At 57.4% G+C, this 24,229-nt stretch carries 23 protein-coding genes and 1 tRNA gene; 10 read left to right on the top strand and 14 right to left on the bottom strand.

Features of this window, described 5'->3' with window-relative positions; genetic code table 11:
- Nucleotide 1: 1 nt before the first annotated feature.
- The 6 genes from ACR3XE_RS09320 to ACR3XE_RS09345 all read right to left on the bottom strand — a co-directional run bounded on the left by ACR3XE_RS09320 (nt 2) and on the right by ACR3XE_RS09345 (nt 6,634).
- A complete protein-coding gene (locus ACR3XE_RS09320; RefSeq protein WP_473697923.1) occupies nt 2-238 on the bottom strand; it encodes a hypothetical protein in 237 nt (78 codons plus the stop codon).
- 51 nt (nt 239-289) lie between these two features.
- Nucleotides 290-691, bottom strand: coding sequence for a hypothetical protein (locus ACR3XE_RS09325; protein ID WP_473697921.1), 402 nt, complete (start codon nt 689-691; stop codon nt 290-292).
- Nucleotides 692-735: 44 nt separating this feature from the next.
- Complete coding sequence (locus tag ACR3XE_RS09330; protein WP_473697920.1) at nt 736-1,281, bottom strand: hypothetical protein; 546 nt, start codon at nt 1,279-1,281, stop codon at nt 736-738.
- Nucleotides 1,282-1,368: 87 nt separating this feature from the next.
- A complete protein-coding gene (locus ACR3XE_RS09335) occupies nt 1,369-2,145 on the bottom strand; it encodes a hypothetical protein (protein WP_473697918.1) in 777 nt (258 codons plus the stop codon).
- Nucleotides 2,120-6,088 carry a YadA-like family protein gene (locus tag ACR3XE_RS09340; RefSeq protein ID WP_486185674.1) on the bottom strand — a complete coding sequence of 1,323 codons (3,969 nt, stop codon included), beginning with the start codon at nt 6,086-6,088 and terminating at the stop codon, nt 2,120-2,122. The genes ACR3XE_RS09335 and ACR3XE_RS09340 overlap by 26 nt, the downstream gene beginning before the upstream one ends.
- Nucleotides 6,089-6,163: 75 nt before the next feature.
- The gene (locus ACR3XE_RS09345) at nt 6,164-6,634 is read right to left on the bottom strand and encodes an META domain-containing protein (RefSeq protein WP_473697915.1); all 471 of its coding nucleotides are present in this window, start codon (nt 6,632-6,634) and stop codon (nt 6,164-6,166) included.
- Between the two features lie 86 nt (nt 6,635-6,720).
- On the opposite strand from ACR3XE_RS09345, the gene ACR3XE_RS09350 reads away from it, so the two are divergent.
- The 4 genes from ACR3XE_RS09350 to ACR3XE_RS09365 all read left to right on the top strand — a co-directional run bounded on the left by ACR3XE_RS09350 (nt 6,721) and on the right by ACR3XE_RS09365 (nt 9,929).
- Nucleotides 6,721-7,821 (top strand): helix-turn-helix transcriptional regulator, encoded by a 1,101-nt coding sequence (locus tag ACR3XE_RS09350; protein WP_473697914.1) that lies wholly within the window; start codon nt 6,721-6,723, stop codon nt 7,819-7,821.
- A gap of 77 nt (nt 7,822-7,898) precedes the next feature.
- Nucleotides 7,899-8,741: a CPBP family intramembrane glutamic endopeptidase gene (locus tag ACR3XE_RS09355; RefSeq protein WP_473697913.1), complete on the top strand. Its 843-nt coding sequence runs from the start codon at nt 7,899-7,901 to the stop codon at nt 8,739-8,741.
- Nucleotides 8,742-8,854: 113 nt separating this feature from the next.
- Nucleotides 8,855-9,604 (top strand): hypothetical protein, encoded by a 750-nt coding sequence (locus ACR3XE_RS09360; RefSeq protein ID WP_473697912.1) that lies wholly within the window; start codon nt 8,855-8,857, stop codon nt 9,602-9,604.
- 166 nt (nt 9,605-9,770) lie between these two features.
- Nucleotides 9,771-9,929 (top strand): hypothetical protein, encoded by a 159-nt coding sequence (locus ACR3XE_RS09365; protein WP_473697911.1) that lies wholly within the window; start codon nt 9,771-9,773, stop codon nt 9,927-9,929.
- Nucleotides 9,930-10,131: 202 nt separating this feature from the next.
- Here the strand turns inward: ACR3XE_RS09365 and ACR3XE_RS09370 are convergent, their stop codons facing one another.
- Complete coding sequence (locus tag ACR3XE_RS09370; protein ID WP_473697910.1) at nt 10,132-11,271, bottom strand: acyl-CoA dehydrogenase family protein; 1,140 nt, start codon at nt 11,269-11,271, stop codon at nt 10,132-10,134.
- Between the two features lie 76 nt (nt 11,272-11,347).
- Nucleotides 11,348-12,541 (bottom strand): acyl-CoA dehydrogenase family protein, encoded by a 1,194-nt coding sequence (locus ACR3XE_RS09375; protein ID WP_473697909.1) that lies wholly within the window; start codon nt 12,539-12,541, stop codon nt 11,348-11,350.
- A gap of 174 nt (nt 12,542-12,715) precedes the next feature.
- Between ACR3XE_RS09375 and ACR3XE_RS09380 the strand changes: the two genes are divergently transcribed.
- The gene (locus ACR3XE_RS09380; RefSeq protein WP_473697907.1) at nt 12,716-13,807 is read left to right on the top strand and encodes an MBL fold metallo-hydrolase; all 1,092 of its coding nucleotides are present in this window, start codon (nt 12,716-12,718) and stop codon (nt 13,805-13,807) included.
- A 10-nt stretch (nt 13,808-13,817) separates the two neighbouring features.
- Here the strand turns inward: ACR3XE_RS09380 and ACR3XE_RS09385 are convergent, their stop codons facing one another.
- The 5 genes from ACR3XE_RS09385 to ACR3XE_RS09405 all read right to left on the bottom strand — a co-directional run bounded on the left by ACR3XE_RS09385 (nt 13,818) and on the right by ACR3XE_RS09405 (nt 19,301).
- Nucleotides 13,818-14,714, bottom strand: a complete 897-nt coding sequence (locus tag ACR3XE_RS09385) for a PAS domain-containing protein (protein WP_473697906.1) — start codon at nt 14,712-14,714, stop codon at nt 13,818-13,820.
- A gap of 107 nt (nt 14,715-14,821) precedes the next feature.
- Entirely contained in the window at nt 14,822-16,465 is a 1,644-nt protein-coding gene (locus ACR3XE_RS09390; RefSeq protein ID WP_473697905.1) for a pilus assembly protein TadG-related protein, read from the bottom strand.
- A complete protein-coding gene (locus tag ACR3XE_RS09395; RefSeq protein ID WP_473697904.1) occupies nt 16,465-16,911 on the bottom strand; it encodes a TadE/TadG family type IV pilus assembly protein in 447 nt (148 codons plus the stop codon). The genes ACR3XE_RS09390 and ACR3XE_RS09395 overlap by 1 nt, the downstream gene beginning before the upstream one ends.
- 251 nt (nt 16,912-17,162) lie before the next feature.
- A complete protein-coding gene (yghU, locus tag ACR3XE_RS09400) occupies nt 17,163-18,038 on the bottom strand; it encodes a glutathione-dependent disulfide-bond oxidoreductase (protein WP_473697903.1) in 876 nt (291 codons plus the stop codon).
- 78 nt (nt 18,039-18,116) lie between these two features.
- The gene (locus ACR3XE_RS09405; RefSeq protein WP_473697902.1) at nt 18,117-19,301 is read right to left on the bottom strand and encodes a CaiB/BaiF CoA transferase family protein; all 1,185 of its coding nucleotides are present in this window, start codon (nt 19,299-19,301) and stop codon (nt 18,117-18,119) included.
- A gap of 194 nt (nt 19,302-19,495) precedes the next feature.
- Here ACR3XE_RS09405 and ACR3XE_RS09410 point away from each other — a divergent pair.
- Nucleotides 19,496-19,585 (top strand) — tRNA-Ser (locus ACR3XE_RS09410).
- A 77-nt stretch (nt 19,586-19,662) separates the two neighbouring features.
- On the top strand, nt 19,663-20,049 hold the full coding sequence (hspQ, locus tag ACR3XE_RS09415) for a heat shock protein HspQ (protein ID WP_473697901.1): 387 nt from the start codon (nt 19,663-19,665) through the stop codon (nt 20,047-20,049).
- A gap of 10 nt (nt 20,050-20,059) precedes the next feature.
- Here the strand turns inward: hspQ and ACR3XE_RS09420 are convergent, their stop codons facing one another.
- Nucleotides 20,060-20,932 (bottom strand): ABC transporter permease, encoded by an 873-nt coding sequence (locus ACR3XE_RS09420; RefSeq protein WP_486185675.1) that lies wholly within the window; start codon nt 20,930-20,932, stop codon nt 20,060-20,062.
- 109 nt (nt 20,933-21,041) lie between these two features.
- On the opposite strand from ACR3XE_RS09420, the gene ACR3XE_RS09425 reads away from it, so the two are divergent.
- The 3 genes from ACR3XE_RS09425 to parE are packed head-to-tail and all read left to right on the top strand — an operon-like array spanning nt 21,042 to nt 24,171.
- Complete coding sequence (locus tag ACR3XE_RS09425) at nt 21,042-21,746, top strand: GcrA family cell cycle regulator (RefSeq protein WP_473697900.1); 705 nt, start codon at nt 21,042-21,044, stop codon at nt 21,744-21,746.
- A gap of 32 nt (nt 21,747-21,778) precedes the next feature.
- Nucleotides 21,779-22,144 (top strand): PaaI family thioesterase, encoded by a 366-nt coding sequence (locus ACR3XE_RS09430; RefSeq protein WP_473697899.1) that lies wholly within the window; start codon nt 21,779-21,781, stop codon nt 22,142-22,144.
- A 44-nt stretch (nt 22,145-22,188) separates the two neighbouring features.
- Nucleotides 22,189-24,171: a DNA topoisomerase IV subunit B gene (gene parE, locus ACR3XE_RS09435; protein ID WP_486185676.1), complete on the top strand. Its 1,983-nt coding sequence runs from the start codon at nt 22,189-22,191 to the stop codon at nt 24,169-24,171.
- Nucleotides 24,172-24,229: the final 58 nt, after the last annotated feature.

The raw sequence follows: 24,229 nt of genomic DNA on the forward strand, positions 1-24,229 counted from the left end.
ATTATCGTTTCCATAGCCAAAAAAGAATGGCAGCGTTGAGCAGCGGCGCACCAATCAACGTCGGCGTGCCGGCAATGCCAATCCGATCAGCCAAGATATTCCAAGGAAGCCCGAGAGGAAGCAAGAAAACTGCCGAGAGTGGATCCTTCTCGGATCCGAACCAGCCGAACGCGCTCACGAGGAGCAGCAAGACAGCGATCACATAGAAAGTCAGAAATATCCAGAACACCCATTTCATATGCGACCTCATAAATTTGCTGCAAAATAATCAAAGGCTTCGCGAACTATATTATAGCGCTCCTTCGTCGCCGGTGAACATTACCTCACCGATTGAGCCATCTTTATATCCCAGGCATTTCCACGGAGCTTGGGCACCGTCCACATTGACGTAGATTTCGATCGCCGCTTCCGATTCCTCGATTCGATTGGTGCCAATCACCGGTGCCCCTGTTGTTTGCGCAACACGAGCAAGGCACTTCTCTTCCAGACCACCCTTGCCACGGATAGGGTCAGCCGACGCAACGGAAACCGGTGCCGACATTTCGACAGGGGCATTTGCTTCTGCCACAACCTCGTCGGGTGCAGAGGTCGCCTCGGCATTATCTTCCGTCCCGCCCGGAGAGCCACAACCAGCTAGGGCAAGCGCGAACGCCGACATGGATACAATGGCCAGACTGGAAAATCGTTTCATCCTGTTTCTCCAAACTTTTGTAGGGGCAGAGCTGCGCCCATTGCTTAGTTGACGGCCACCTCAAGCCCGTAATCGGCTTTTTCGTTTCGCCTTGCAGCGTTGCGGTAGAGATAAACGCGGATGCGATAGTCGCCACTTTTGGCTGCAACACCTTCGAACATATTTTCGCCCATCGAACCGTTGAATATGGCGGCCTCAGTTTCTCCGGGCTCGAGGAGGTTGAAATATGCGGCGGTATTTGGTGATGCCATCGAAATATTCATCGACTGACCAGCACGGACGTTGAGAATGTAATCAACGGTCTCGTAGCCAGTGATTTTCCCCTCGACGCGAGCAGATGAAGATCCTTTTTCAAAGCTTAGTCGCTTTGTGGTGATACCATCACCCTGAGCTGCGTCCGCAACAGGCGCTGAGACTGGCTCGGCAGCGGTAGTCTGCATATCAGGTGGAGGTGGGGGACCATTATTATCGTTGTTTGGCACAGTTGTAGTTGTCTCCGCAGCCTGATCGGGCTGCTTGGCCTCTTGCGAACAGGCGCTGACAAGAAGGCTGGCGACGAGCACTCCACCTGCAATTCGAATATCCATCATTCCTAGCTCCTGTTGCTTCTCAATTTTGCGTTGATCGATTGCGGCGCGGAGATTTGGGCGCACCCAAATCTCCGGCCGCCTCTCAAATCATTCAGCGAAACTGCTCACGCGTCCACTGGCGCTCACATTGCATGTCGCGCGATGATGGCCTGACGCGACCGTGATTTCGTAAGGGCCATTGTTATAGTGGAATACGCCCACCGGAACCGTGCTGCCCGATGGGACACCCCAATAATCGTCACCCCGTTCCTTGCAGGCATTCTGAGCTGCAGCAGGCGCACCACGAACCAGAACGCTGTTGGAATGTTTGCGATTATTGCCCTCCGCTTCACCCGCCATGAAGCCTGAGTGGTATGCCTCTGAATCATTTCTTGAATAATGACCGCCATATATGCCGTCATTATATCCGCGCTGATATTCCGTGTTATATTCAGGCGTGTTTCGCGAGTTATCTTTCTTGTGATGGTGCGCAAGCGCAGCGATTAATCCGACAGCAGCAGCTCCGGCAACAACCCCTGCCGCAGTGTTTCCGCCATGTGCAGAATGGCCACATTGTCCAGCGTCTTGCGGATTGAGTGTATCGACCCGACCGTTGGCTATAGTAGCCGAGACACATTGCCTGTCCTTGTGGTTCCACCAATATTGAGCTTCGCCTTCCTTTTTCACAAATTTGTAGCCGCGGCTTCCCATTTCGGATTCAAAGGAGGAGCCTCTCGCCCCGACAAGATCTTGCAACACCGACGGTGTCTGCGCAAACGCGGCGAGTGGTGCAATCAACAGCGCAATGGTCGCGGTACTGCCTATTACTCTTTTCATAATCTCTCTCCTCGCCCAAATATTAGAATGCGATTCCAAAGCCGGCACTTCCGCCTGCCTGGCCGCGACTGGTAACAGTCCCGCCAATCCTGAAAACCAAGCGCCCTTCAGGGTCCGATTTCGACATGCCGATAGCGAAGGCCTGCTCACCCTGCCACACGCCGACGCCACCGCCGATAATTCCGACACCTGGCTGAAATGATTGCGGAATCGCAGCAAGCGCCATGGCCGCAGCGGTGCCGCCCTCCGAATCCCGCCGAAGGTCGCGGATGTCGGCTTTGACATCCAGGATACGCAGGTCGGTGTAGCTGTTCGACATGGACGTGAACTGATTGAGCGAGCTGGTCAGCTGGCCTAGATTGACCGCGTCGCTATTGTTCACGGCAGAGGCAACATGAGTGACCCGGCGCTCGCTCCCCGTACTGCCGACCGAGACGACATTATCCTCGCCTTCGTCGGTCGAATTGGCGCCTAGAGCAACGGAGTTTGTGCCCGTGGCCATCGCCATATTGCCGAGAGCTGTCGAGCCAGCTCCACTTGCAGTGCTGGAATTGCCGACCGCGACAGAACGCTCACCCGACGCCATGGCACCCGCGCCACCAGCGGAGGCATTGGCACCCGTTGTCTGCGGAACGCCAGCTCCCGCCTGATTGCTCGATGTAAACCCGCCAAATTGCTGGCCAATCACCAGCGTTCCCAAAGCCAGGATTTCATTCTCGTTACCCGTTACCCGTGTGTCGAGCCCTGCGATTGCAGAAGTGTTTCCAGCGGCCTGACCCTGAACCGCTGTCAGGGCGGTGCCCTGGTTGGCAATCGTCGCTTCGTTGGTGGTAACCCGCGTGTCGAGCGCGTTGAGCTGGCCCGTGCTCGACGCCACCTGCGATTCGACGGTGGTAAGCCTGTTGTCGACCTGTCCGACCTGTGTCTGGAGGCCCGAAATCGCCGAAGTATTGGAACCGACCTGTGTCTGGATACCTGCGATAGCCGTGCTGTTTGTTCCGACTTGAGTTTGTAATCCTGTGATCGCCGCGTCCTGTACAGCGTTGGCGTTGTTCAGGGTCGCGACTGCCGTTGTAAGCTGACTGACGTTGGCGGCATCGGTCGGCGCCGTCCCCGCTGCAACATTGACTATGCGCCGTTCGCTTCCGACTGCGCCAACCGAAATCGTATTGGCTTGGTTGGCGACCGATCCGGCGCCGAGAGCAACCGATCCGGAAGCCGTTGCGTTTGATCGCGCGCCAAGCGCCATCGCGTCGAGGGCAGAGGCGGATGCCAGCGGCCCCATCGCCACCGAACTGATCCCGGTTGCCTGCGACTGATAGCCGCTGGCGATCGACAGATTGCCCGATGCCACCGACTGGTATCCGGCAGCTGACGCGAAGTTCCCGCTCGCGTTAGCGAGGTTGCCAACCGCGATCGACTGCGATCCCGATGCCATGGCCGAATCACCCAATGCGGTGGATTTGGTCCCGGTGGCCTTGGCACCGTATCCGGCGGCCATGGCACCAGTCGCTGAAGCTTCTGACGCGCCACCTATGGCAACGCTCAGGTCATGGCTTGCAGTCGCGCCGGCTCCCATTGCTACGCTTTCTAGTCCCGATGCCTGTGCATTCAAGCCTGCGGCGATCGAGGATTGCCCGTCAGCCTTGGCCACTGGACCGAGCGCCACCGCTCCCGCCTTCGTCGCTTGGGATTCGACGCCGATGGAGATGGTCGAGGGCGCTGCTGCATTCGCCTTATATCCGCTGGCCATCGCATACTGTTCGCTGGCAACAGCCAATTCGCCGACGGCGATCGAACTCTCGCCCGAAGCCGTGGAATTATAACCCGTTGCAATCGCGCTTTGGCTCGATGCCCTGGCGCTGTCGCCAATGGCGATGCCCTGCCGTGCAAAGGCATTGGAGCGATTACCGATGGCGATGGAGCCGATCAGGCCCGAATTGGCGAGGTTGCCCATCGCGAGCCCATTCTCGCCCTGCGCCACAGCACCATGGCCAAAGGCGGCGGCGCCGGTCGTCATTGCCTGTGACCCAGTCCCGACCGCCGTCGATTGCGCTCCCGAGGCGTTCGCCGAAAAGCCGAGCGAGGTTGAAGCTGTGCCGGTAGCGCGCGACGACGTGCCGACGGCAGTCGAGTCGCTTTTGTCTGCATAAGCGGAGTGACCGACCGCAGTGGCGCCGACCTGCCACGCTTTGGCATTGTTGCCCAATGCTGTCGCATCGTCATGGTCCGCTTCCGCACTATTGCCGAGCGCGATCGCACGAGCCGCCGAAGCCTTGGCGGCGGAGCCCAGGGCGACCGCGCTTTCGCCGCTTGCGTTCGCGCCGTCGCCGAAAGAGGCACTTGCGACGCCCGATGCGACCGCATTGGGGCCGACGGCGGCGGACAATGTACCCGATGCCGCGGCACCGCGACCGGCTGCAATCGAATCTGTTCCGGTTGCCTGCGCTTGATGGCCGATTGAAACCGCATTCTCGGCGGTGGCTCTGGCACTGTCGCCAATCGCGACGCCCTGCCGTGCGAACGAGTATGCACTATTACCGATGGCGATGGAGCCGATCAGGCCCGAATTGGCGAGGTTGCCCATCGCGAGCCCATTCTCGCCCTGCGCCACAGCACCGTGGCCGAAGGCGGCGGCGCCGGTCGTCATTGCCTGTGACCCAGTCCCGACCGCCGTCGATTGCGCTCCCGAGGCGTTCGCCGAAAAGCCGAGCGAGGTTGAAGCTGTGCCGGTAGCGCGCGACGACGTGCCGACGGCAGTCGAGTCGCTTTTGTCTGCATAAGCGGAGTGACCGACCGCAGTGGCGCCGACCTGCCACGCTTTGGCATTGTTGCCCAATGCTGTCGCATCGTCATGGTCCGCTTCCGCACTATTGCCGAGCGCGATCGCACGAGCCGCCGAAGCCTTGGCGGCGGAGCCCAGGGCGACCGCGCTTTCGCCGCTTGCGTTCGCGCCGTCGCCGAAAGAGGCACTTGCGACGCCCGATGCGACCGCATTGGGGCCGACGGCGGCGGACAATGTACCCGATGCTGCGGCACCGCGACCGGCTGCAATCGAATCTGTTCCGGTTGCCTGCGCTTGATGGCCGATTGAAACCGCATTCTCGGCGGTGGCTCTGGCACTGTCGCCAATCGCGACGCCCTGCCGTGCGAACGAGTATGCACTATTACCGATGGCGATGGAGCCGATCAGGCCCGAATTGGCGAGGTTGCCCATCGCGAGCCCATTCTCGCCCTGCGCCACAGCACCGTGGCCAAAGGCGGCGGCGCCGGTCGTCATTGCCTGTGACCCAGTCCCGACCGCCGTCGATTGCGCTCCCGAGGCATTGGCGGTGAAGCCCATCGCTGTGGCAGCCGTGCCGGTGGCCCGCGACGTATCGCCGACGGCGGTCGCGTTGGCCTTGTCGGCATAGGCGTTGGCGCCGACCGCCGTTGCGCCGACCTGCCACGCTTTGGTATTGCTGCCCAGCGCCGTCGCATCGGCATGGTCCGCTTCAGCGTTATTGCCGAGCGCGGCGGCACGAGCTGCAGAAGCCTTGGTGCCAGCGCCCAGTGCAATGGCGGCTTCGGCACTGGCGTTTGCAGCGTCGCCGAAAGAGGCACTCGCGACGCCCGATGCGACCGCATTGGGGCCGACGGCGGCGGATAGGGTACCGGATGCATTGGCACTAACCCCAACCGCAACCGCGTTATTGCCCGAAGCAGTGCTAGAGTCGCCGACCGCAGTGGAAGATTCGCCGATTGATTGAGCCTCGATGCCAACGGCTGTCGAGCCGTCTCCGACTGCATTGGAGCGGGTTCCAACGGCAGTTGCCTCGTCGCCTGACGCGTCTGAATCGACCCCGCATTCCAGTGAATCGTTACCTGAACCAGTGTTACATTCCGGAGTGGGATCGGCCCAGGCAGTCGATGCCCAGCTTATTGCGAAAGCGGCCAGACCTACGCTGGTGAGGATCGAGCTGCGCCCCTTACGGCGTGAAATATTCAACACGGCAAACCTTCCTAAAGAATCATAATGTTACCAAGCAATACAAGTTCTTGGTAATTTTTGCGACATGATATTGCCCTATTGTGACAAGTTTACTGGGTTCCACACAATGATCCCGCCGTCCGCCATCAGCGCCATATGCATTTGTCCGTCGCGGATAATGAAACTGCGCACATAGGGAAGTTGTCGTTCAAGCTTCTCGCCCAGTGTCGGATCCGGGCACAACGCCTTGGTGACAGCCATGGGACCGAATGTCAGGGAACCGCCGGTCGCATTGGCGATGTCGTTTCGCCAATTTCCGGTCCCGCGATTGCAATCCAGCCTTGCCGACAAGGAACCATCGGCAGCAAAGGAAAGCGTGTATTTTGAAGGTTCGTCGGGGCGTGCAACTCCCTGCGTATCATCCATCGATTGCATCTCGACCAATTGCCAGCTCGTTCCGCCCAACCCACCGAAGGGCAGTTGGATTGCCGGAGATGCAGATTGATCTGCGGCACAGGCCTGAAGCCCAACAAATGCAGCAACTGAAATTATCGTTTTGATCTTCATCCTGCCCTCCGGAATCGCCAACCACTCGATATATATGCCTATTCTGTTGCCTGCCGGTGGACTATAGACTTCTGCTGCCATAGACTATGCAGATGCTGCCATCATCATCCCCTCAGGTCAAAAGCGCGCAAAATTCTTCTCACCAGAATTTCAGAGCGATTGTCGATGAGGCATTGCCCAAAATTCAGAGGATTGCCGGGCGGAATACAAACCTGGGCATCTTGGGGAAATATGGAGAGGATTATAGTTGGCCAGCATGGTTGGTTGAGGGAACCAAATATCGTCCGTTCACACCATTGCCTGTGATGATATCCACCGCCGACGATCTGATAATGGCCGCAAATCTCTTTGACCACGTCGGGACATCGGATATCCTGCAGCACTTCTCTGATCTTGGCCCAATGCCGTTCGGCATGGATCATTTGCAAATGGTTGCCAAGGCGAACTCACTGCAGAATGCACTCCGGCAAACGATAACTCAAATTTCTAAGAATAATTACACCCTCTCGATCAGGGCGATTAAAACACATGATCCGACCATTGCTATCGCTTCGATCCCAGAGCTTGGCGAATTTGGTCGTTTTGCGGCAGACATGATCGCAATCTTGCTGCTCCGAATTTCCGAACTATTCCAACCTACCGACGCGAAACGTAGACAGACCAAACCTGTCCTGATGCTTTCAACATCAGCCTATGCTGAAAACGGGCCAGGAGCGCTTCAAGGGCGTTGCAGGATATTCTGCAACGCGCGCGATTCCGCGCTCATTGTTCCCAGAAGCTGGTTCGGCTCTGGCAGAATGGAATTGACACATCGCGATCGAGAAGCTGGTTTTGGAGACAATAGCAGCACAGGCGCAGCCTTGACCTGCCCGATGGCCGAGATGAAGAGACTGGTAGAGTCCCATATCTATCAACATGCGAAAATTCCAAGACTCAAGGAAGTCGCGTTGGAAATGAAAATGTCAGAACGAACGCTGGCGCGTCGCCTCGCCGACGCCGGCACGAAATTCCAGTATGTCTTAGACCAATGCCTGAGAGAGGTTGCGACCAGCCAGATATTGAAGACCGGAACGGAGATCAAGGATGTAGCCCTTGCATCTGGCTATAGTGACAGCACAACTTTCGGTCGCGCATTCCGTCGATGGTTTGACTGCTCGCCAAGCGAATGGCGCAACCGCTCACTTTGAACAGGGGGACAATGAGTTATTGCATCGTGTCCCGATTTCCCTCACCTTTCTGTTTGAGGGGGAGGTGAAGCCGCTTTATGACGAGCTATCTGGATTGGTCGCGACAGGGAAAGTCTCAGCCGTGGTGGTATATCGCTACTATTGGTTTGGTTGTTTTGCTTTGGTTCACCCTGCCAATTCCGATTTACATTTTGTTCGCGGTGATGGGTTTGTCCGACGATTTTGGGGATCTGCTCAAGGAGTATTCCTTCGTTCCCGCTTTTGTCGCCTTGCCGATCGTCGTTCATTTCCTTTTGCGCCGCCCTTGGTGGTCCGTCGCTCTGCCAGCATGGCCGCCAAATATGGCCAGATATCTATGGGGCATAATGATAGGGGTCGGCATAACCGCCGCTTCCGCACTCATAGCCTTTCCGCTCATTGAAACCCGGTTTCAAGGTTTCGGACCCTTGCTTTCTGCAGGGTTAGGTTTCGTAGCGCTGACTTTGTTAGGCTTAGTCATACAGACTGCATTTGAAGAATTGCTGTTCCGCGGGTTGATCATGCAGTTTATTTTCAATCTTTCGAACTCGGTCATTCTCTCCATTCTGCTCCAGGCACTTCTATTTGGTGCCATGCATATTGGCAATGTCATATCCTATGAGGGTTCGACCTGGGCCATGCTGCCTTATACAGTTACCGCAACGGTCTGGGGCTGGGCGGCATGGCGTACCGGATCTTTGCTTGTTCCGGCTGGGCTTCATTTCGCCAATAATATTGGAAATGTCCTGCTGGTCGGCACGGCAGGAGATATCATAGGCACGGTAGCACCTTTTGTAACCGAAATGCCCTCCCTGCCAATGGTCAGTGGCATCACCATTGTCAGCGCAGTGCTGACTGTTTTGGCCGTTGAATGTTACATGCGGTTCAAGCAGAATAATTAGTTGCATAAATCGCAACTGGTGGGATTTTCGCGATCCTATCCTGTCAGACTCGACAAATATTGAATTTGCTCCAAGATGACTGAGACAGAAACTGATTGCCTAGGAGAGTTCTTATGAAGCGTTTTGCTATCGCACTTATCCCATTGTCCGTCGTTCTTGCCTCGCCTCTTGCGGCGCAACAGGTTCAAGATGTGCAGTTTGCGCGTGGAGCAACGGGAACGACCGTAACCGGATCGATCAAGGGGCGCGACTATCTTGACTATCACATCCGGCTCGGTGCCGGACAGATGTTTTCGGTTACTATGCAACCACAGAGCGGCTCGCCTTATTTCAATGTCATGGAGCCTGGATCGACCGGGGAAGCTATCTTCATCGGATCGACAAGCGGCGACCAATTCGAAGTCCGAACCGGAAGAGCGGGCACCTACACAATCCGTGTATATCAGATGAGGGCTTCGGGAAGACGAGGCGAAACAGCACGCTTTGCGTTGAATATCTCGGCTCGCTCCAGTGGAGGCGGTGCGACGGGCGCAGGAGGGGCGAACAATCACCCGTTCCACTCGCGCGATGCGCTAGTTGCAGGTACACCATATCATGCGACTGGTCCTATCCGCTGCGTCGCGGAGCCCAACAAGCCAATGTCGTCTTGCAAAGCAGGCGTGATACGGCGCGCCACTACGGCAACCGTTCATATCGACACACCGGATGGCGGCGAGCGCAATATTTTGTTCCGTGATGGTCGGCCTGTTTCAAGCGATGCCCAATCACCGTTCAATGCATCGCGACGCGGCGATACAAGCGTGGTCCGCATCGGACGCTACGAAATATACGAAATACCTGACGCGTTCATATTTGGCGGATAACATGTGAAGGTCCATCAAGGTTTACTTTCCCCACCTGCTCGCCGACTAGCCTTTCATATTGTCGGTTGTTGAGAGGCCTTGTCTAGTCATGCAGCTTTTGGATTGAGCCTGCCCGCTTCTCTAACCAAGCGGAGAGGCTTTCCTTGGGATTAGATGCAATATTTAATTGAACATCCGCAATTGGGAACAAAGGAAAGAAGCTGCGATGTCCAACATGGAGCGCAAGGCGGACATCGCTATTTATGTCGCATTGAACCAAGCTGGGATTATTAGCCCTACGCCAAACGACCGAGCCAACGTCTACGGCATTGCTGAATTGGTCTAGTGGCGGCGGTAGCGTAGTATAGAAAATAGTCGACAAGAATCGGCAAATATGACATCAAACTTCTACGGACTGAATCATGATTTCAGGCATGCGGGGAACACCGTGTGGGACCGAATTTTGCAGACAAATATTTGAAATAATATATCAATTACATGGGGTTAGTTCTTGAAACCACCCTGTCCGCCACCCCTGCCTTGGCCCATCAGTCCGCCAGTGCCATTTCTTCATAGCGTTGCATGTGCCAGTCGGCGCTGCCGAACTGGCTTTCGATCATCGTCGCGCGCTTGAAATAATGGCCGATGGCCAGTTCCTGAGTAATGCCGATGCCGCCATGCGTCTGGATCGCATTCTGGCCGACAAAGCGCGCTCCACGGCTAACCTTGTTCATACAGGCCGAAACGGCGGCCTTGCGCTCGTCGGCGGGCAGATCAAGCTTCATCGTGGCCATGATGGTCATCGACCGCGCCTGCTCGACCTCCATGAACATGTCCACCATCCGGTGTTGCATTACCTGAAAGCGCGAAATGGGTTGGCCGAATTGTTTGCGTTGCTGCGAATATTCCAGCGTGCCTTCGTGCAATTTTTGCATAACGCCGGTTGCCTCGGCGCAGGTTGCCACGGTGGCTTCGTCAACAATCTGTTCGATCAGAGGCAGGCCGCCGCCTTCGTTGCCAAGCAAAGCTTCGCCCGGGATGCTGACATTCTCAAAATAAATCTCGGAGGCGCGCGAGCCGTCGACGGTCGGATAATCGCGACGCACGATGCCGGGTAGATTGGCATCGATCAGGAACAGCGACAGACCATCGCGCTCGCGCCCTGACCCGCCAGTGCGAGCCGTCACCAGTAGATGCGTCGCCCAAGGCGCGGCATAAACCACGCCTTTGTGCCCGTTGAGCACATAGCCGCTACCATCCTTCTTTGCCGTCGTGCGCACATTGGCGAGGTCATAACGACCCTGCGGCTCGGCATAGGCAAAGGCGATGATGACATTACCGGCGATGATTTCGGGAATGATGGCGTCGGCCTGCGCCCCGCCGACGGCCTTGAGCGCGCCTCCACCGATAACGACGGTGGGCAGGTAGGGTTCGAACGACAGAACTTTGCCCATTTCTTCCATGACGAGGGCATTCTCCAAAGCGCCGCCACCGAGGCCACCATGATCTTCGGCAAAGGGGGCGCCTAGCATCCCCAGTTCGGTCGCCAGAGCCAGCCAGATCGCGGGGTCACGACCGCTATCGCTGTTGGCCATCGCTTGGCGTTTGTCGAAATCATAGGTGTCGGCAAGGAAGCGGGCGAGCGTATCGCGGACCATGTCCTGCGTTTCGGTATAGGTGAAGTCCATGTCAGTCTCTCACAAGTGGCTGCTCATCCTCCGGCTTGCGGAGCATGAGGAATATAGGAAAACGCGGAAGAATCGATCAGAGCCCCAGCACCATCTTGGCGATGATATTGCGCTGAATCTCGTTCGACCCGCCATAAATGGTCGTCTTGCGCGCATTGAAATAAGTCGGGGCCGCACGATGGGCATAATCAGGCCCGATCGGATGCTCGTTGTCGCCCTCGCCAAAGCCACGGAAATAGGGCGCGCCATAATGGCCGACCGCTTCCAGCGTCAGTTCGGTCAACCGCTGCTGAATTTCCGACCCTTTGATCTTGAGCAAGCTCGATTCCGGTCCCGGCCCCTTCCCCGCATTGGCACCGGCAAGACTGCGCAATTCGGTGAACTCCAGCGCGGTCAGGTCAATCTCCAACTCGGCCACTTTGCGTTTGAAAAACGCATTGGCCAGCAAGGGCTTGTCGCCGTCCATCTCGGTTCGGGCGATTTCCTTGACCTTCTCGATCCCGCGCTTCGATGATGCGACGCCTGCAATGCCGGTGCGTTCGTGCGCGAGCAGGAATTTGGCGCAGGTCCAGCCCTTATTCTCTTCATAGACGCGCTGAACGACGGGAACGCGAACATCCTCCAGCCACACCTCATTGACCTCATGCTCGCCGCCCAATGTGATGATCGGGCGCACCGTGATGCCGGGTGATTTCATGTCGATAAGCAGGAAGGAAATGCCCTCTTGCGGCTTCACATCCTTGTCGGTGCGGACGAGGAAGAAGCCCCAATCCGCGTGCTGTGCCATCGTCGTCCATGTTTTCTGGCCGTTGACGACATATTCGTCACCATCAAGAACAGCGGCGGTACGAAGGCTCGCCAAATCCGACCCCGCGCCGGGCTCCGAATAGCCCTGACACCACCAATCCTCTCCCGACAGGATACGCGGCAGGAAACGGGCTTTCTGTTCGGGCGTGCCAAATGTGTAAATGACGGGTCCGACCATCGCCAGACCAAAGGGCAGCAAGCGGATGCAATCAGCACTTGCGCTTTCTTCGGACCAGATAAAACGCTGCGTCGGGGTCCAGCCCGTTCCGCCATATTCAACCGGCCATGCGGGAGCCACCCAGCCCTTTTTGAACAGGATTTTATGCCAGGCCAGGAAGTCTTCTTTGCCCAGTTCTTCCCCGGCGTCCTGCTTGGCGCGCAAATCTGCGGGATAATTTTCGGCGATGAAGGTGCGGACTTCCTTTTGAAAGGCCAGATCCTCGGGGCTGAATTCCATGTCCATTACGAATCTCCGTCAACTTAAGGCCAGTCTATAGCGGCTTCTCACGTTTACGTAAACGGAAGTTAGCGGGGTGGCCGCAGGGCCTGTGCGCCTTTGCCGAAGACTGGAATATCGAAGCCCACTTGTCGAGCCTGAATGATTCAGCTTATCCCCAACAGGTGTGGAGGCGATCAGATGTTTCGGAACAAGCGGCGTTGGGTCATTGGTGTCGGGCTGTTGTTTCTAGTCTGCTCGTTCACGGCAAAACTCTTTCAGCCCGAAATTGGAACTTGGCTGTTCAAGCGCGGAGTCGAGAAAAATGTCGGGCGCGATATTGTCTCCTCCCTGCCCGATGGATTGCATGTCGCGCTATGCGGCACTGGGTCGCCGTTACCTAATCCTGACCGTGCAGGCCCCTGCACTGTCGTCATCGCGGGTCAGCAAATCTATGTCGTTGATGCGGGCGAAGGCGGGGCGCGTAACATCGCCCGGATGGGCATACCGAACGGGCGAATAAAGGCACTGCTTCTCACCCACTTCCACTCCGACCATATCGACGGCATGGGGCCAATGATGTTGCTGCGCTGGACCGGCAACGCGAACACCCGCCCGCTGCCCGTTTATGGCCCGCCAGGGGTCGATTCCGTAATCGCTGGCTTTGATACGGCCTACACCGCTGATTATAGCTATCGCGTCGCGCACCATGGTCCCGATATTGTGCCGCCGACCGGTGCGGGTGCCGTCGCATATCCGTTCACAATGCCACCAGAGGGCGTCGGCAAATCAGAAATTATATTGCAAAGCGGCGGACTCAAAATCTCCACCTTCCGCGTCAATCATGACCCGGTGAAGCCTGCGGTCGGATATCGTTTCGACTATAAAGGCCGTTCGGTCGTCCTCAGCGGTGATACGGCGCCCTCACCCAATCTGGTCGCGGTGGCCAAAGGGGCCGACTTGCTGGTGCATGAGGCGTTACAACCGCGTCTCGTCGATATTCTCGCGAAAACACTAGACGCCAAACACATCCCCAAGACCGCTCAGATCATGCGCGATATCCAAAACTACCACAGCAGCCCCGAGCAAGCGGCCGATGCCGCGCGCGAAGCCGGGGTGCGCGAGCTGGTGCTGAGTCATATCGTGCCGCCCCTGCCCTCATCCTATTTCTATCCCGCCTTTTTGGGCGATGCCGCCGAACATTATTCGGGGCCGATTATCGTCGGGGAGGATGGAATGATCTTCTCAATGCCTGTAAAAAGTGACGACATTCGGCAGAGCAAAGCTCTATAGACAGACGTCGCTAGGGCGATGCGTTGGAGAATGACACCACGACCATCGCGCCCTCGCAAGCGAAAGGGCCACGAAGTTCAACAATCGATAGTCTGACCGGAATCACGGTACCGTATCCATCGACGAGCGACGATGTCAGCACAGCAGGTTCACCGCCGTCCATTGCTGTTTCAAGGGCTTCGCCAAAAGCCTGACGCCTGTCGATAGGAAGCAACGCCGAAAAACGCACCCGCCGCATAGCCTCCTCGCCAAGGCCTAACGCCTCCACCAGCACCGCATCGACGGAGGCAATAACGCCGCGAGCAGACAGGCGCGCATATCCTATGCCGCCGCACGTCTCGATCCCGCGCAAAATGGCACGACGTACCTGCACGCGCTCAAAATCGGCCATCTCTTCGCTAATGTTGCGTAAGATAATTGCCCCACCGGCGCGCACAGGGACCAGTTGCACGTGGAAGCCCTGCCCTGCGTCCACGAACAAGCGGCTTTCGCCCGCATAGCTTTCTTTGAATTTCAGCATCCGGGTGATGTGACCATGAAGATGGCCCTGCTCCACGCTAGGAAAGAGTGTGGTGAGCCGCGTCCCGATGACACCGTCCGCACCGCAATCCACGATGTCGCAGGCTGCCCTGTTGATCGACCGGACCCGAAGCTCGGCGTCGATGATGATGACGCCATCGCGTAAATGATCGACCAGCTTTGCTAACGATTGATCCATCGCTGCTTTGGCTTTTGCATTGCGCCGATCGAATAGGCGCTGATAGTCATCGTGTGACAACAAGACATGCGCGTCCCTGCCATGATGGGTTACGACAACCGGCTTTCGCACCGAATGCGCCCGCCAATTGGCAAAGCGCCGGATGAAGTCTGCAGATGAAACCCGCTGGTCGGTCGAAGGCGACACCATGGCGATCCCCTGTTTGTTGCAAGGGAGCCTTGTCGCTATGCAGCCCTAACCCCCTCTTTCCAAAGCGCACGGAAAATACGGATGGTCGGGGTGAGAGGTCGGCATGACTAGCCCGCGAGAAAGGATTTACCGCACCGCAGGGCATCAATGCGCGTATCGGCCTGTCCGATATGGACGCCCAGCGTATCCATCGCCTGATCGATAATCTTGTCGAGAACCGGTGCCGCGTTTGCAATCGCATCGGTTGCCCCGGATTTCAACGCGCCCGACGGCACGCCAATACCCAGACCGGCCACCTTTACCGAGAGAGAAAGCCGGTCCAACAGCGACGTCACAACGCCCTGAACGACGCCTGTGCTCGAAACGGTTTTGAGCTCGAGATCGGCAATCTCCCGCTTGCTAAAACCCACCGGCTTTTCATTCATATCGGACAAAGTAATTTCGGATTCGCCGGTAATCTTGACCAGCGGCAGCGTGACCAGCTGGGCTGGCGACAATTCCAGAGGCCGACTCACATCCTGAAAATCGGCAAGGTTCACCGAACCAATGCCTAGCGTTGCGGGCGATGTGGTGACACCCAAAGTCACCGCCTTGTCGTCATCATTGGCGCTGCAATTGATAGCAGTAATCTTCGCCGCTGCGGAGCCCATTTCGACGACAATAGGAAGCTCCACCTGAGCAAGCGGACTGTTCAATTTGGTGTCAAAATACAGCCGGACCTGCGACGATCTCAAAATGACCTTTTGGTCGTTTGAAATGGCGATCAGCGGCGAATGGACCATCGGGCTGCCCACCGCCAGCCACAGCTTTACCGACGATCCGCTGGGAAGCTCGCTGGTCAGGCCCAGATCGATGAGATGATCCTCATTGCCCAGAACCAACATTGCCCGCAATAACGTCAGCACATTGACCTGCACCGCGTCTGCGGCATTGACGCTGATATTGTTGGAACGTGGTCCCAGATCGATCACCTGCGCTGGAATGATCGGGCTATCGGGGGCACGGGCGGCGATTTTCTCCAGCACACGCGCTTCGGGACCAGAACTGCTCGCCGCCAGCGCAGACAGCGCCTGACGCAATGTCACCTTGCTGTCGAGCGTCTGGCCATAGGTCAAGATTTCAGCGTCGATATTAGTACGCAACGCGTCGGAAAAGGCGAGCAGATCGACATTGGCACTCGCCAGACTATTATAGTCGATAGCGGTCAGGTTGAGCTCGCTGCCTGTCAACCCGGACAACAGGGCATTGGCGACGCCTCCGTTGACCGCAGCAACCCGCGACCCCAGCGAGAAAGCAGCATAACCTTGCCGTGCGCCAATCGCCGATGCGGAAATTTCGCTATCCTTACGCCCTGTTAGAAAGCGTCCGAAGTACAAAGGGTGGCGGCGTTTGATGACGACGCGGACAGCATCGACAGCCTTAGTGCCCGGTTTGAAACGGTCATCAGGGTCGATAGCGCGGTCGCGCAAATAGCTGCCGGTCGTCAGTGCGTCGATCCAGATCCCGCAATCACAATTGGCCGCGATGATATGCAGCGCCGCCTTGCGTTCCTCGCCGGGCTTAGCGGCTGCAGCCAACGCCGCAGCGTCGGCGATCCCTTGCAGCTTGCGATGATCGAGCGAGACCGAGCCGACATCGACCGCCAGCGCCGCCGCGCCAATCATCATCGTCATGCCAAGGCCCGTCAGGATCGTTATATTGCCGCTACTGTCAGTCGCCAGTCTGGCCAGCATGTTTCGCAACATCATCATCACTCCTCCTGCAATTCGAACGTCGCATCGGCGCGAATGACATTGCTGGGGACCGGAACCAAAGAGGTGCGCAAGAAACTGTCTTCGGGCAGCGTATAGGCCAGGTGAACGGTCATCTCCTGCCCCTTCTCCTCGACCGAAATTTGACGCCTTTCTCCAGAAAAATTGCCCAGCTTGGCAAGGCTTTGGTCTATGGTGCGAAGGGCAATTGTCTGACGTTCGCCCGCGTCCAGACCGACGAGTGCCGCGCGGCCACCATTGTTGACGGCCTGCTGTACGCTGTGTGCGATCAGAAAATATTGTCCATAGACCAATATGCCCATCATCAGCGTGAGCAGCAGCGGCAGCAAAAGCGCCATTTCGATGATCGGCGTACCACGACAATCGCTGCGCAGCGAACGGATGCAACGTCGGACTGTCGATAGGAGTGAAAGGCTATGTGTCATCCGTTCAGTGTCAGACGGCGAGGTAAATTCCCTCGCCTCCCCCTCAACGGATGAAATTACAGAAAATACATATATTACACAGCGGTCCGCCAGATCGCTTTATTGACAGAAAATAGCTTAGAATCAGCTATATACTGTCCAATATGCGAAGGATCGCACAAACGGACGCCCGATATTATTACCGGGCGTCCGCGTAAAAATTCACATTATACAGATTTTCAGGAAGGGCTGACGCGCGCTTGGCTATTGCGTCATGCCGATTCTTCCAGCTTGTCCTGCGTCTTGGTTTCAAAGTCGCTGGCATCATGCCGCTCGTGCAACTGGCTGGATGGCTCGCCAAAGGGGCGATTGACCATGCGGCCGCGCTGCACTGCCGGTCGCGCCGCAATCTGGTCGGTCCAGCGCTGGACATTCTTATAGTCCTGAACCTGCAGAAACTCGCCGCCTTCATACAGCAAACCCTTGGCCATCGAGCCGTACCAGGGCCAAACCGCCATGTCGGCGATGGTATATTCGTCTCCGCCCAGATATTCGCTCTCGCCAAGCCGCCGGTCGAGAACATCCATCTGGCGCTTCACTTCCATCGCAAAACGGTCGATCGCATATTCAATCTTGAACGGCGCATAGGCATAGAAATGACCGAATCCGCCGCCAAGATAGGGTGCACTACCCATCTGCCACATCAGCCAGGACAGGCACTCGGCCCGCTTGGCGGGTTCGGACGGCAAGAACTCACCAAATTTTTCGGCTAGATAGATCAGGATCGACCCCGATTCGAACACCCGTACCGGCTTGGCACCGCTATGGTCCATCAGCGCCGGTATCTTGCTGTTGGGATTGGCCGCGACAAAACCGCTGCCGAATTGGTCGCCATCGCTGATTTTGATCAGCCAGGCGTCATATTCGGCGCCGCTATGGCCAAGCGCCAGCAATTCTTCCAGCATCACCGTGACTTTCACCCCATTGGGCGTTGCCAGTGAATAGAGCTGGAGCGGATGTTTGCCGACCGGCAAATCCTTCTCATGAGTCGCGCCAGCTATCGGGCGGTTGATATTGGCAAAGCGACCGCCGCTTTCCTTGTCCCATTTCCAGATCTTGGGCGGAACATAGTCGGTCTGATCGGTCATAAAGATTCTCCGGTTACGGTGATTCAGTGGTTGTTCGCAACCTAACGGGCCGCGGTTACGCCGTCCATCGTGACGGTATCAAATTATACTATCCGCCCGCAAAGCCATGATAGCGGCGGCGTCATAGCCAATTTCAGCCAAAATCTCGTCGCTATGCTCGCCGACCGTGGGCGCGCGTTCCGGTGGGGACTTGGCGGTCGATGACATGCGCAACGGCGCACGTATCACCGGCGCATCCTTGCTGGTCCCGGGATAAGCCATGGGCTCGACCAGTTCGGAGGCTGCAACTTGAGGATGCGCCAGCGCCTCGGCAGAGCGCAAAACAGGACCCGCGGGGACGCGCGCCTCACCTAATTGCGTGATGGCTTGCTCGACTGTCCGCTCTGCACACCAGACCTGCATGATCTCGCTCAATATTGCGCCATTGTCTCCACGCGCCATGTCACTGCCAAAGCGTGGATCGTCGACAAGCTGGGGCGCACCCACCAGATTGGTCCAACGCGCAAAAATCGGGTTTCCCACAACCTGCACCATGATCCAGCCATCGCGGGTGCGGAATAAATCCGTTGGTCCCGACCCAAAACCACGGTTGCCGATGGGCGGACGATCAATACCGTTGAGTGCATGATCGATGGTCAGCGCATTCGACATGGCGAGGGCGGTACCCAGCAGCGATCCCGATACACATTGCCCCCTCCCCGTTGCTTCGCGTTCGCGCAGCGCCATCATGACACCAAAGGCACAATGTAGCGCGGTTCCAAAATCGACATAGTTGACCGCCGCCCGATAGGGTTGATCGACCGTGCCGGCCAGATGCACGGTCCCCGACATCGCCTGGCCGACGCCATCGAACCCGACATGGCGCGCAAGCGGACCTTCGCTGCCATAGGCCGATGCGGTGGCCAGGATGACCCGGGGGTTGAGCGCAGACAGGGTTGGATAGTCGAGGCCTAGTTTCTTCAAGGCTTCGTCAGGCAGGTTTGCGACCACAATATCGGCTGTGCAGACCAAACGCCGGACAATCTCGCGCCCCTCCTCGCTGCCGGGCTTCAGGCTGAGGCAGCGTTTGTTGCGGTTCATCTGCAGGAACATCGCGCCCGAACCATCTTCGGCTACGGGAACGGTAAACCGGTCATCATTGCCCCCGGGCTGTTCAATCCGAATGACGTCGGCACCATAGTCGGCGAGCAGTGCGGCACAATATGGCCCCGCTATATAGCGTCCGAAATCGAGAACCCGTACACCAGCCAATGACAAAACCATGGTCTCCTTCATTCGCGATGCGCCAATTGCTCCTGTCGTCTAGCAACCATTTGGCCCCGCAACCAGCATCATAGCCACGATAAACTGCCGTCCGGCTGTGGTCGTAGGACCGGTGGATGATGGCGGGGCCACATAATGTGATAATCGGTGTTGCATGGTCGAGAGTGCATCGTTACATGCGCCCCCCGACCCATGGTGAGTTGGCTGAGTGGTCGAAAGCGTCGCACTCGAAATGCGAAGTGCCGGCAACGGTACCGAGGGTTCGAATCCCTCACTCACCTCCACCCCCTATATCTGGTAGGCTTGGGCACCATTTGGTCATAGACCTTGAATAAGTGGCAAATGGGCATAGATTGACATCATGACACATAATCAAGATTCGTTGCCCTTGATGGCCAAGAATGGGGTCATCGCTGCGCCAATCATCGTGCGGGCCAATTTTGCCCCCGGCGACATTGTCCGGCACCGGATGTTCGATTTTCGCGGCGTGGTGTTCGACATCGATCCCGTCTTTGCGAACAGCGATGAATGGTATGAATCCATCCCCGAATCCATGCGTCCCGCAAAGCAGCAGCCCTTTTACCACCTGCTCGCAGAGAATGAGGATTCGACCTATATTGCCTATGTCAGCCAGCAGAATCTGGTTGCGGATAATAACGGGGGACCAATCGATCACCCGCAAATCGACCATATGTTCGACGGGATGGAGCGCGGTCGGTATCGTTTGCGCCCGAACCAGCGGCACTAATCGCTAAGGGTCAGGCTTTCAGTTTCCAGCCGGACAGCAAGAGCCGGTATGTAGCCGCCGCCAACAGGATAATCACACCCAACAAGAACAGGGTTGCTGTCGCGACCGGGTATGCAATGCTCGAATCCACAGCGCCAATGAAACCATAGCGAAATCCCATGATGACATAATAAAAGGGATTGGCATGGCTGATCGTCTGAAACAGGGGAGAGAGGCGGTCGACCGAGTAAAAGGTGCCCGAGAGCAGGGCCAGCGGAGCGACGACGAAATTGGTAACAGCGGCGGCATGGTCAAATTTTTCGGCCCAGATCGACGTGATCAGACCCATGAACGCCAACATCGAAGCGCCCAGCAAACCGAATAGCACCACCGCCCACATATGTTGCGGGATCACATGCACGCCGGGCCACAACAGCATAGCAAACCACAGAGCCATCCCGACAAGGATCGCGCGCGTAACTGCGGCGCCAATCAGCGCAATAATCAATTCCCCCACGGCCAGCGGCGGCATCAGATAGTCAACGATTGTGCCCTGTATCTTGCCAACAAGCAGAGCAAAGCTGCTGTTGGCGAAACTGTTTTGCAGCATCGCCATCACGATCAGGCCCGGCGCGATGAAATCAGGGAATGGAACATCGAGCACTTTGCGCCCCGATCCGCCGAGGGCAACGGTAAAGATGACCAGAAAAAGCAGCGTTGTAATCGCCGGAGCCCAGATAGTTTGCAACTGCACCTTGAAAAACCGCTTCACCTCTTTGACATATAGGGCCTGCATACCTGGCACATTCAGGGCACGGATATGCGGGACACCGGGTTCGGCAAAAGGTTGCGGGTCATTATTCAGACCTGCGGCAACGCGCGAAATTTGGGGCTGGTCGTTCATGGCGTTCTCGCCTATCGCGTCCCCGACTTTACCGCAAGCGGAGCAACGCCTGTGCAGACCTTTCCGGGTCCCGATATTTGCTCTTGTGCGGAAATATAAGGAATATTTTATGTCTTGGACCGACGAGCGCATCGATAGCTTGCGTGGCATGTGGGAAAAAGGGCTGACTGCCAGCCAGATCGCCGAAGAACTGGGTGGCGTCAGCCGCAATGCCGTCATTGGCAAGGCGCACCGCCTGGGCCTGAAATCGCGCCCGTCGCCGGTCAAAGCCGCCGATGCAGCCAAACCCGCCAAAGCGAAGGCGGCACCGCGGGCAGCGACACCTGCTCAGAAACCTGCGCCGCGTGCAACTACCCCCGCCCCTGCTCCGCGTCCGGCGGCACCTGCGGCGCACAAGGTTGAAGCAAGAACCAACACCGGCACACCTTCGGCTCCGGCCACACCGGCCGATCCGTCAACGACCGTAAAGCCTGACACACCGCGTATTGTGTCGATTGGCCCCGGTGGATTCATCCGGCAGGGTCCGGGCGACCAGCAGGCTCCGATTCCTCCCGCGCCGCCGCGCCGGTTGGTTCCGGCCAAGCCGAGCCCCGAAATTGCCGACAAGACGAGCTTGCTTGACCTCAATGACCGTATCTGCCGCTGGCCGATGGGCCATCCGGGTGAACCTGATTTCCATTTCTGCGGCGTCGCGGTAAATCCGGGCTTTCCCTATTGCGTTGAGCATTGCGGACGCGCTTATCAGGCGCAACTGCCCCGTGGCACACGCCGTCCTCCGCCTCCTCCGCCCTTCGGTGGCCCGCGCGTTCGGTGAAGCCTTTTCCGCAGGACTTTCACTTCGCGCACATGCTCGGGATGAAGATGGACGAGCGGCACGACGGCTTTTGCCGGATGCTGATCGACATCAAGGCGGAAACGCATTTCAACCCGCAGGGTGTTGCCCATGGCGGCGTCGCCTATTCACTGGCCGATTCCGCAATGGGCGGCGCGCTGTCGAGTCAGCTCGATGCGGATTTTTGGTGTGCCACCATCGACCTCAAGATGAATTATCATGTCGGCGTCCGCGAAGGCCTGTTGATTTGCGAGGCCACCGTGCTGCATCGCGGCAAGCGCGTGGGCAATATCGATGCCCGCCTGTTCCAGCATGATCGGTTGGTCGCAAGTGCCAACGGCAATTTCGCAATCTTTCCTGCGCCGACCAAACCAGCCTAATCGGAGCCTTGCAAGCAGGACTCCTGCCCTTCTATAGCAGGGGCATGAGTCACGATTTGTTCGACACCGCCAACACCGCTGCCACCGACAGCTACAACGCCTCGCAAATTGAAGTGCTGGAGGGGCTGGAGCCCGTCCGCCGCCGGCCCGGCATGTATATCGGTGGCACCGACGAGCGCGCGCTGCACCATCTTGCCGCCGAAGTGATCGACAACAGCATGGATGAAGCCGTCGCCGGTCATGCGAATCGGATAGAAATTACGCTGGATGTCGGCAACCGTCTAACTGTGACCGACAATGGCCGCGGCATACCGGTTGATCCGCATCCAAAATTTCCCGGCAAGTCTGCGCTTGAAGTCATTATGACGACGCTCCATTCTGGCGGCAAGTTTGAAGGCAAAGCCTATGCGACGTCGGGAGGTCTGCACGGTGTTGGAGTCAGCGTGGTCAACGCCCTGTCCATCGAAACGGAGATAGAGGTTGCGCGCAACAAGCAGCTTTTTCGTCAGCGTTTCGGGCGTGGTGCGCCGCTAGGTGGACTGGAAGATTTGGGACCAACACCCAACCGGCGCGGTACCAGTGTCTCTTTCATTCCCGATCCTGCCATTTTCGGCGAGCATGGCCGCTTTCGGCCACAGCGCCTTTACCGGCTTGCGCGGTCCAAAGCCTATTTGTTTGCAGGGGTCGAGATCCGTTGGAAATGCGCGCCAGATCTGATTGGCGATGACACGCCAGCAGAAGCGATCTTTCAATTCCCCGGCGGGCTTGCCGACCATTTGAAGGAACAGATTGGCAGCCGCGAATGCGCCACGGCAGAACCCTTTGTGGGGCGTCAGGAGTTTCCGGACGAACAGGGCCGCGCCGAATGGGCGATTGCCTGGCCATTATGGTCCGATGGCAGCTATAGCTGGTATTGCAACACCATTCCCACCCCGGCTGGGGGCACGCATGAAGCGGGGTTGAGAGCGGCTCTGACCAAGGGATTACGCGGATTTGGCGATCTGATTGGTCAGAAAAAGGCTGCGCAAATCACCGCCGAGGATGTGTTCAATGGCGGCGAAATGATGCTGTCGGTCTTTATCCGTGACCCGCAGTTCCAAAGCCAGACCAAGGATCGCTTGAGCAGCCCGGAGGCATCGCGTCTGGTCGAAAATGCCGTTCGCGACCATTTCGACCATTTCCTGTCGGACAATATGGATCGCGGGCGCGCGCTATTGGGGTTGGTGCTCGAACGCATGGACGAACGGCTGAAGCGCAAGGCCGAACGCGAGGTCAAACGCAAGACCGCCACCAGCGGGCGCAAATTGCGGCTGCCCGGCAAGCTTACAGATTGCGCGAACAATGGCCCCGAAGGTACGGAATTATTTATCGTCGAAGGCGATAGCGCCGGCGGCAGCGCCAAACAGGCACGCAACCGAAAGACACAAGCGATCCTTCCGATCCGCGGTAAAATCTTGAATGTCGCCAGCGCCAGCGCCGACAAAATCCGCGCCAATCAGGAAATCGCTGATCTGGCGCTCGCACTAGGCTGCGGGATGCGCAAGGATTGCGACGCCGATCGCCTACGCTACGAAAAAATCGTCATCATGACCGACGCTGACGTCGACGGGGCGCATATCGCCACGCTGCTGATGACTTTCTTCTTTCAGGAAATGCCCGACATTGTCCGCCGAGGTCATGTCTATCTGGCCCAGCCACCCCTATACCGCCTCACTTCAGGCAGCACCTCTGCCTATGCAAGGGATGACGCGCACCGCGCTGAAATCGAAGCGAAATTGTTCAAGGGCAAGAAAGTGGACGTCGGGCGTTTCAAAGGGCTTGGCGAAATGAATCCGGGGCAACTGCGCGAAACGACAATGGACCCGGAAACGCGATCCATGCTGCGCGTCACCCTGCCCCAGGAATATGAGGAGAGGCATCTGGTCAAGGATCTGGTCGACCGGTTGATGGGCAAACATCCCGAACATCGTTTCCAGTTCATCCAGGCCAACGCTGCGACCCTCGACGAAGCGGCGATTGACGCCTGACAAATTTATTTCCGACCCTGTGTCAGAAAGCCAGCGCGGCGCTGACTAAACTACCAGA

The organism is Sphingopyxis sp. 10G20-10, assembly GCF_057365075.1.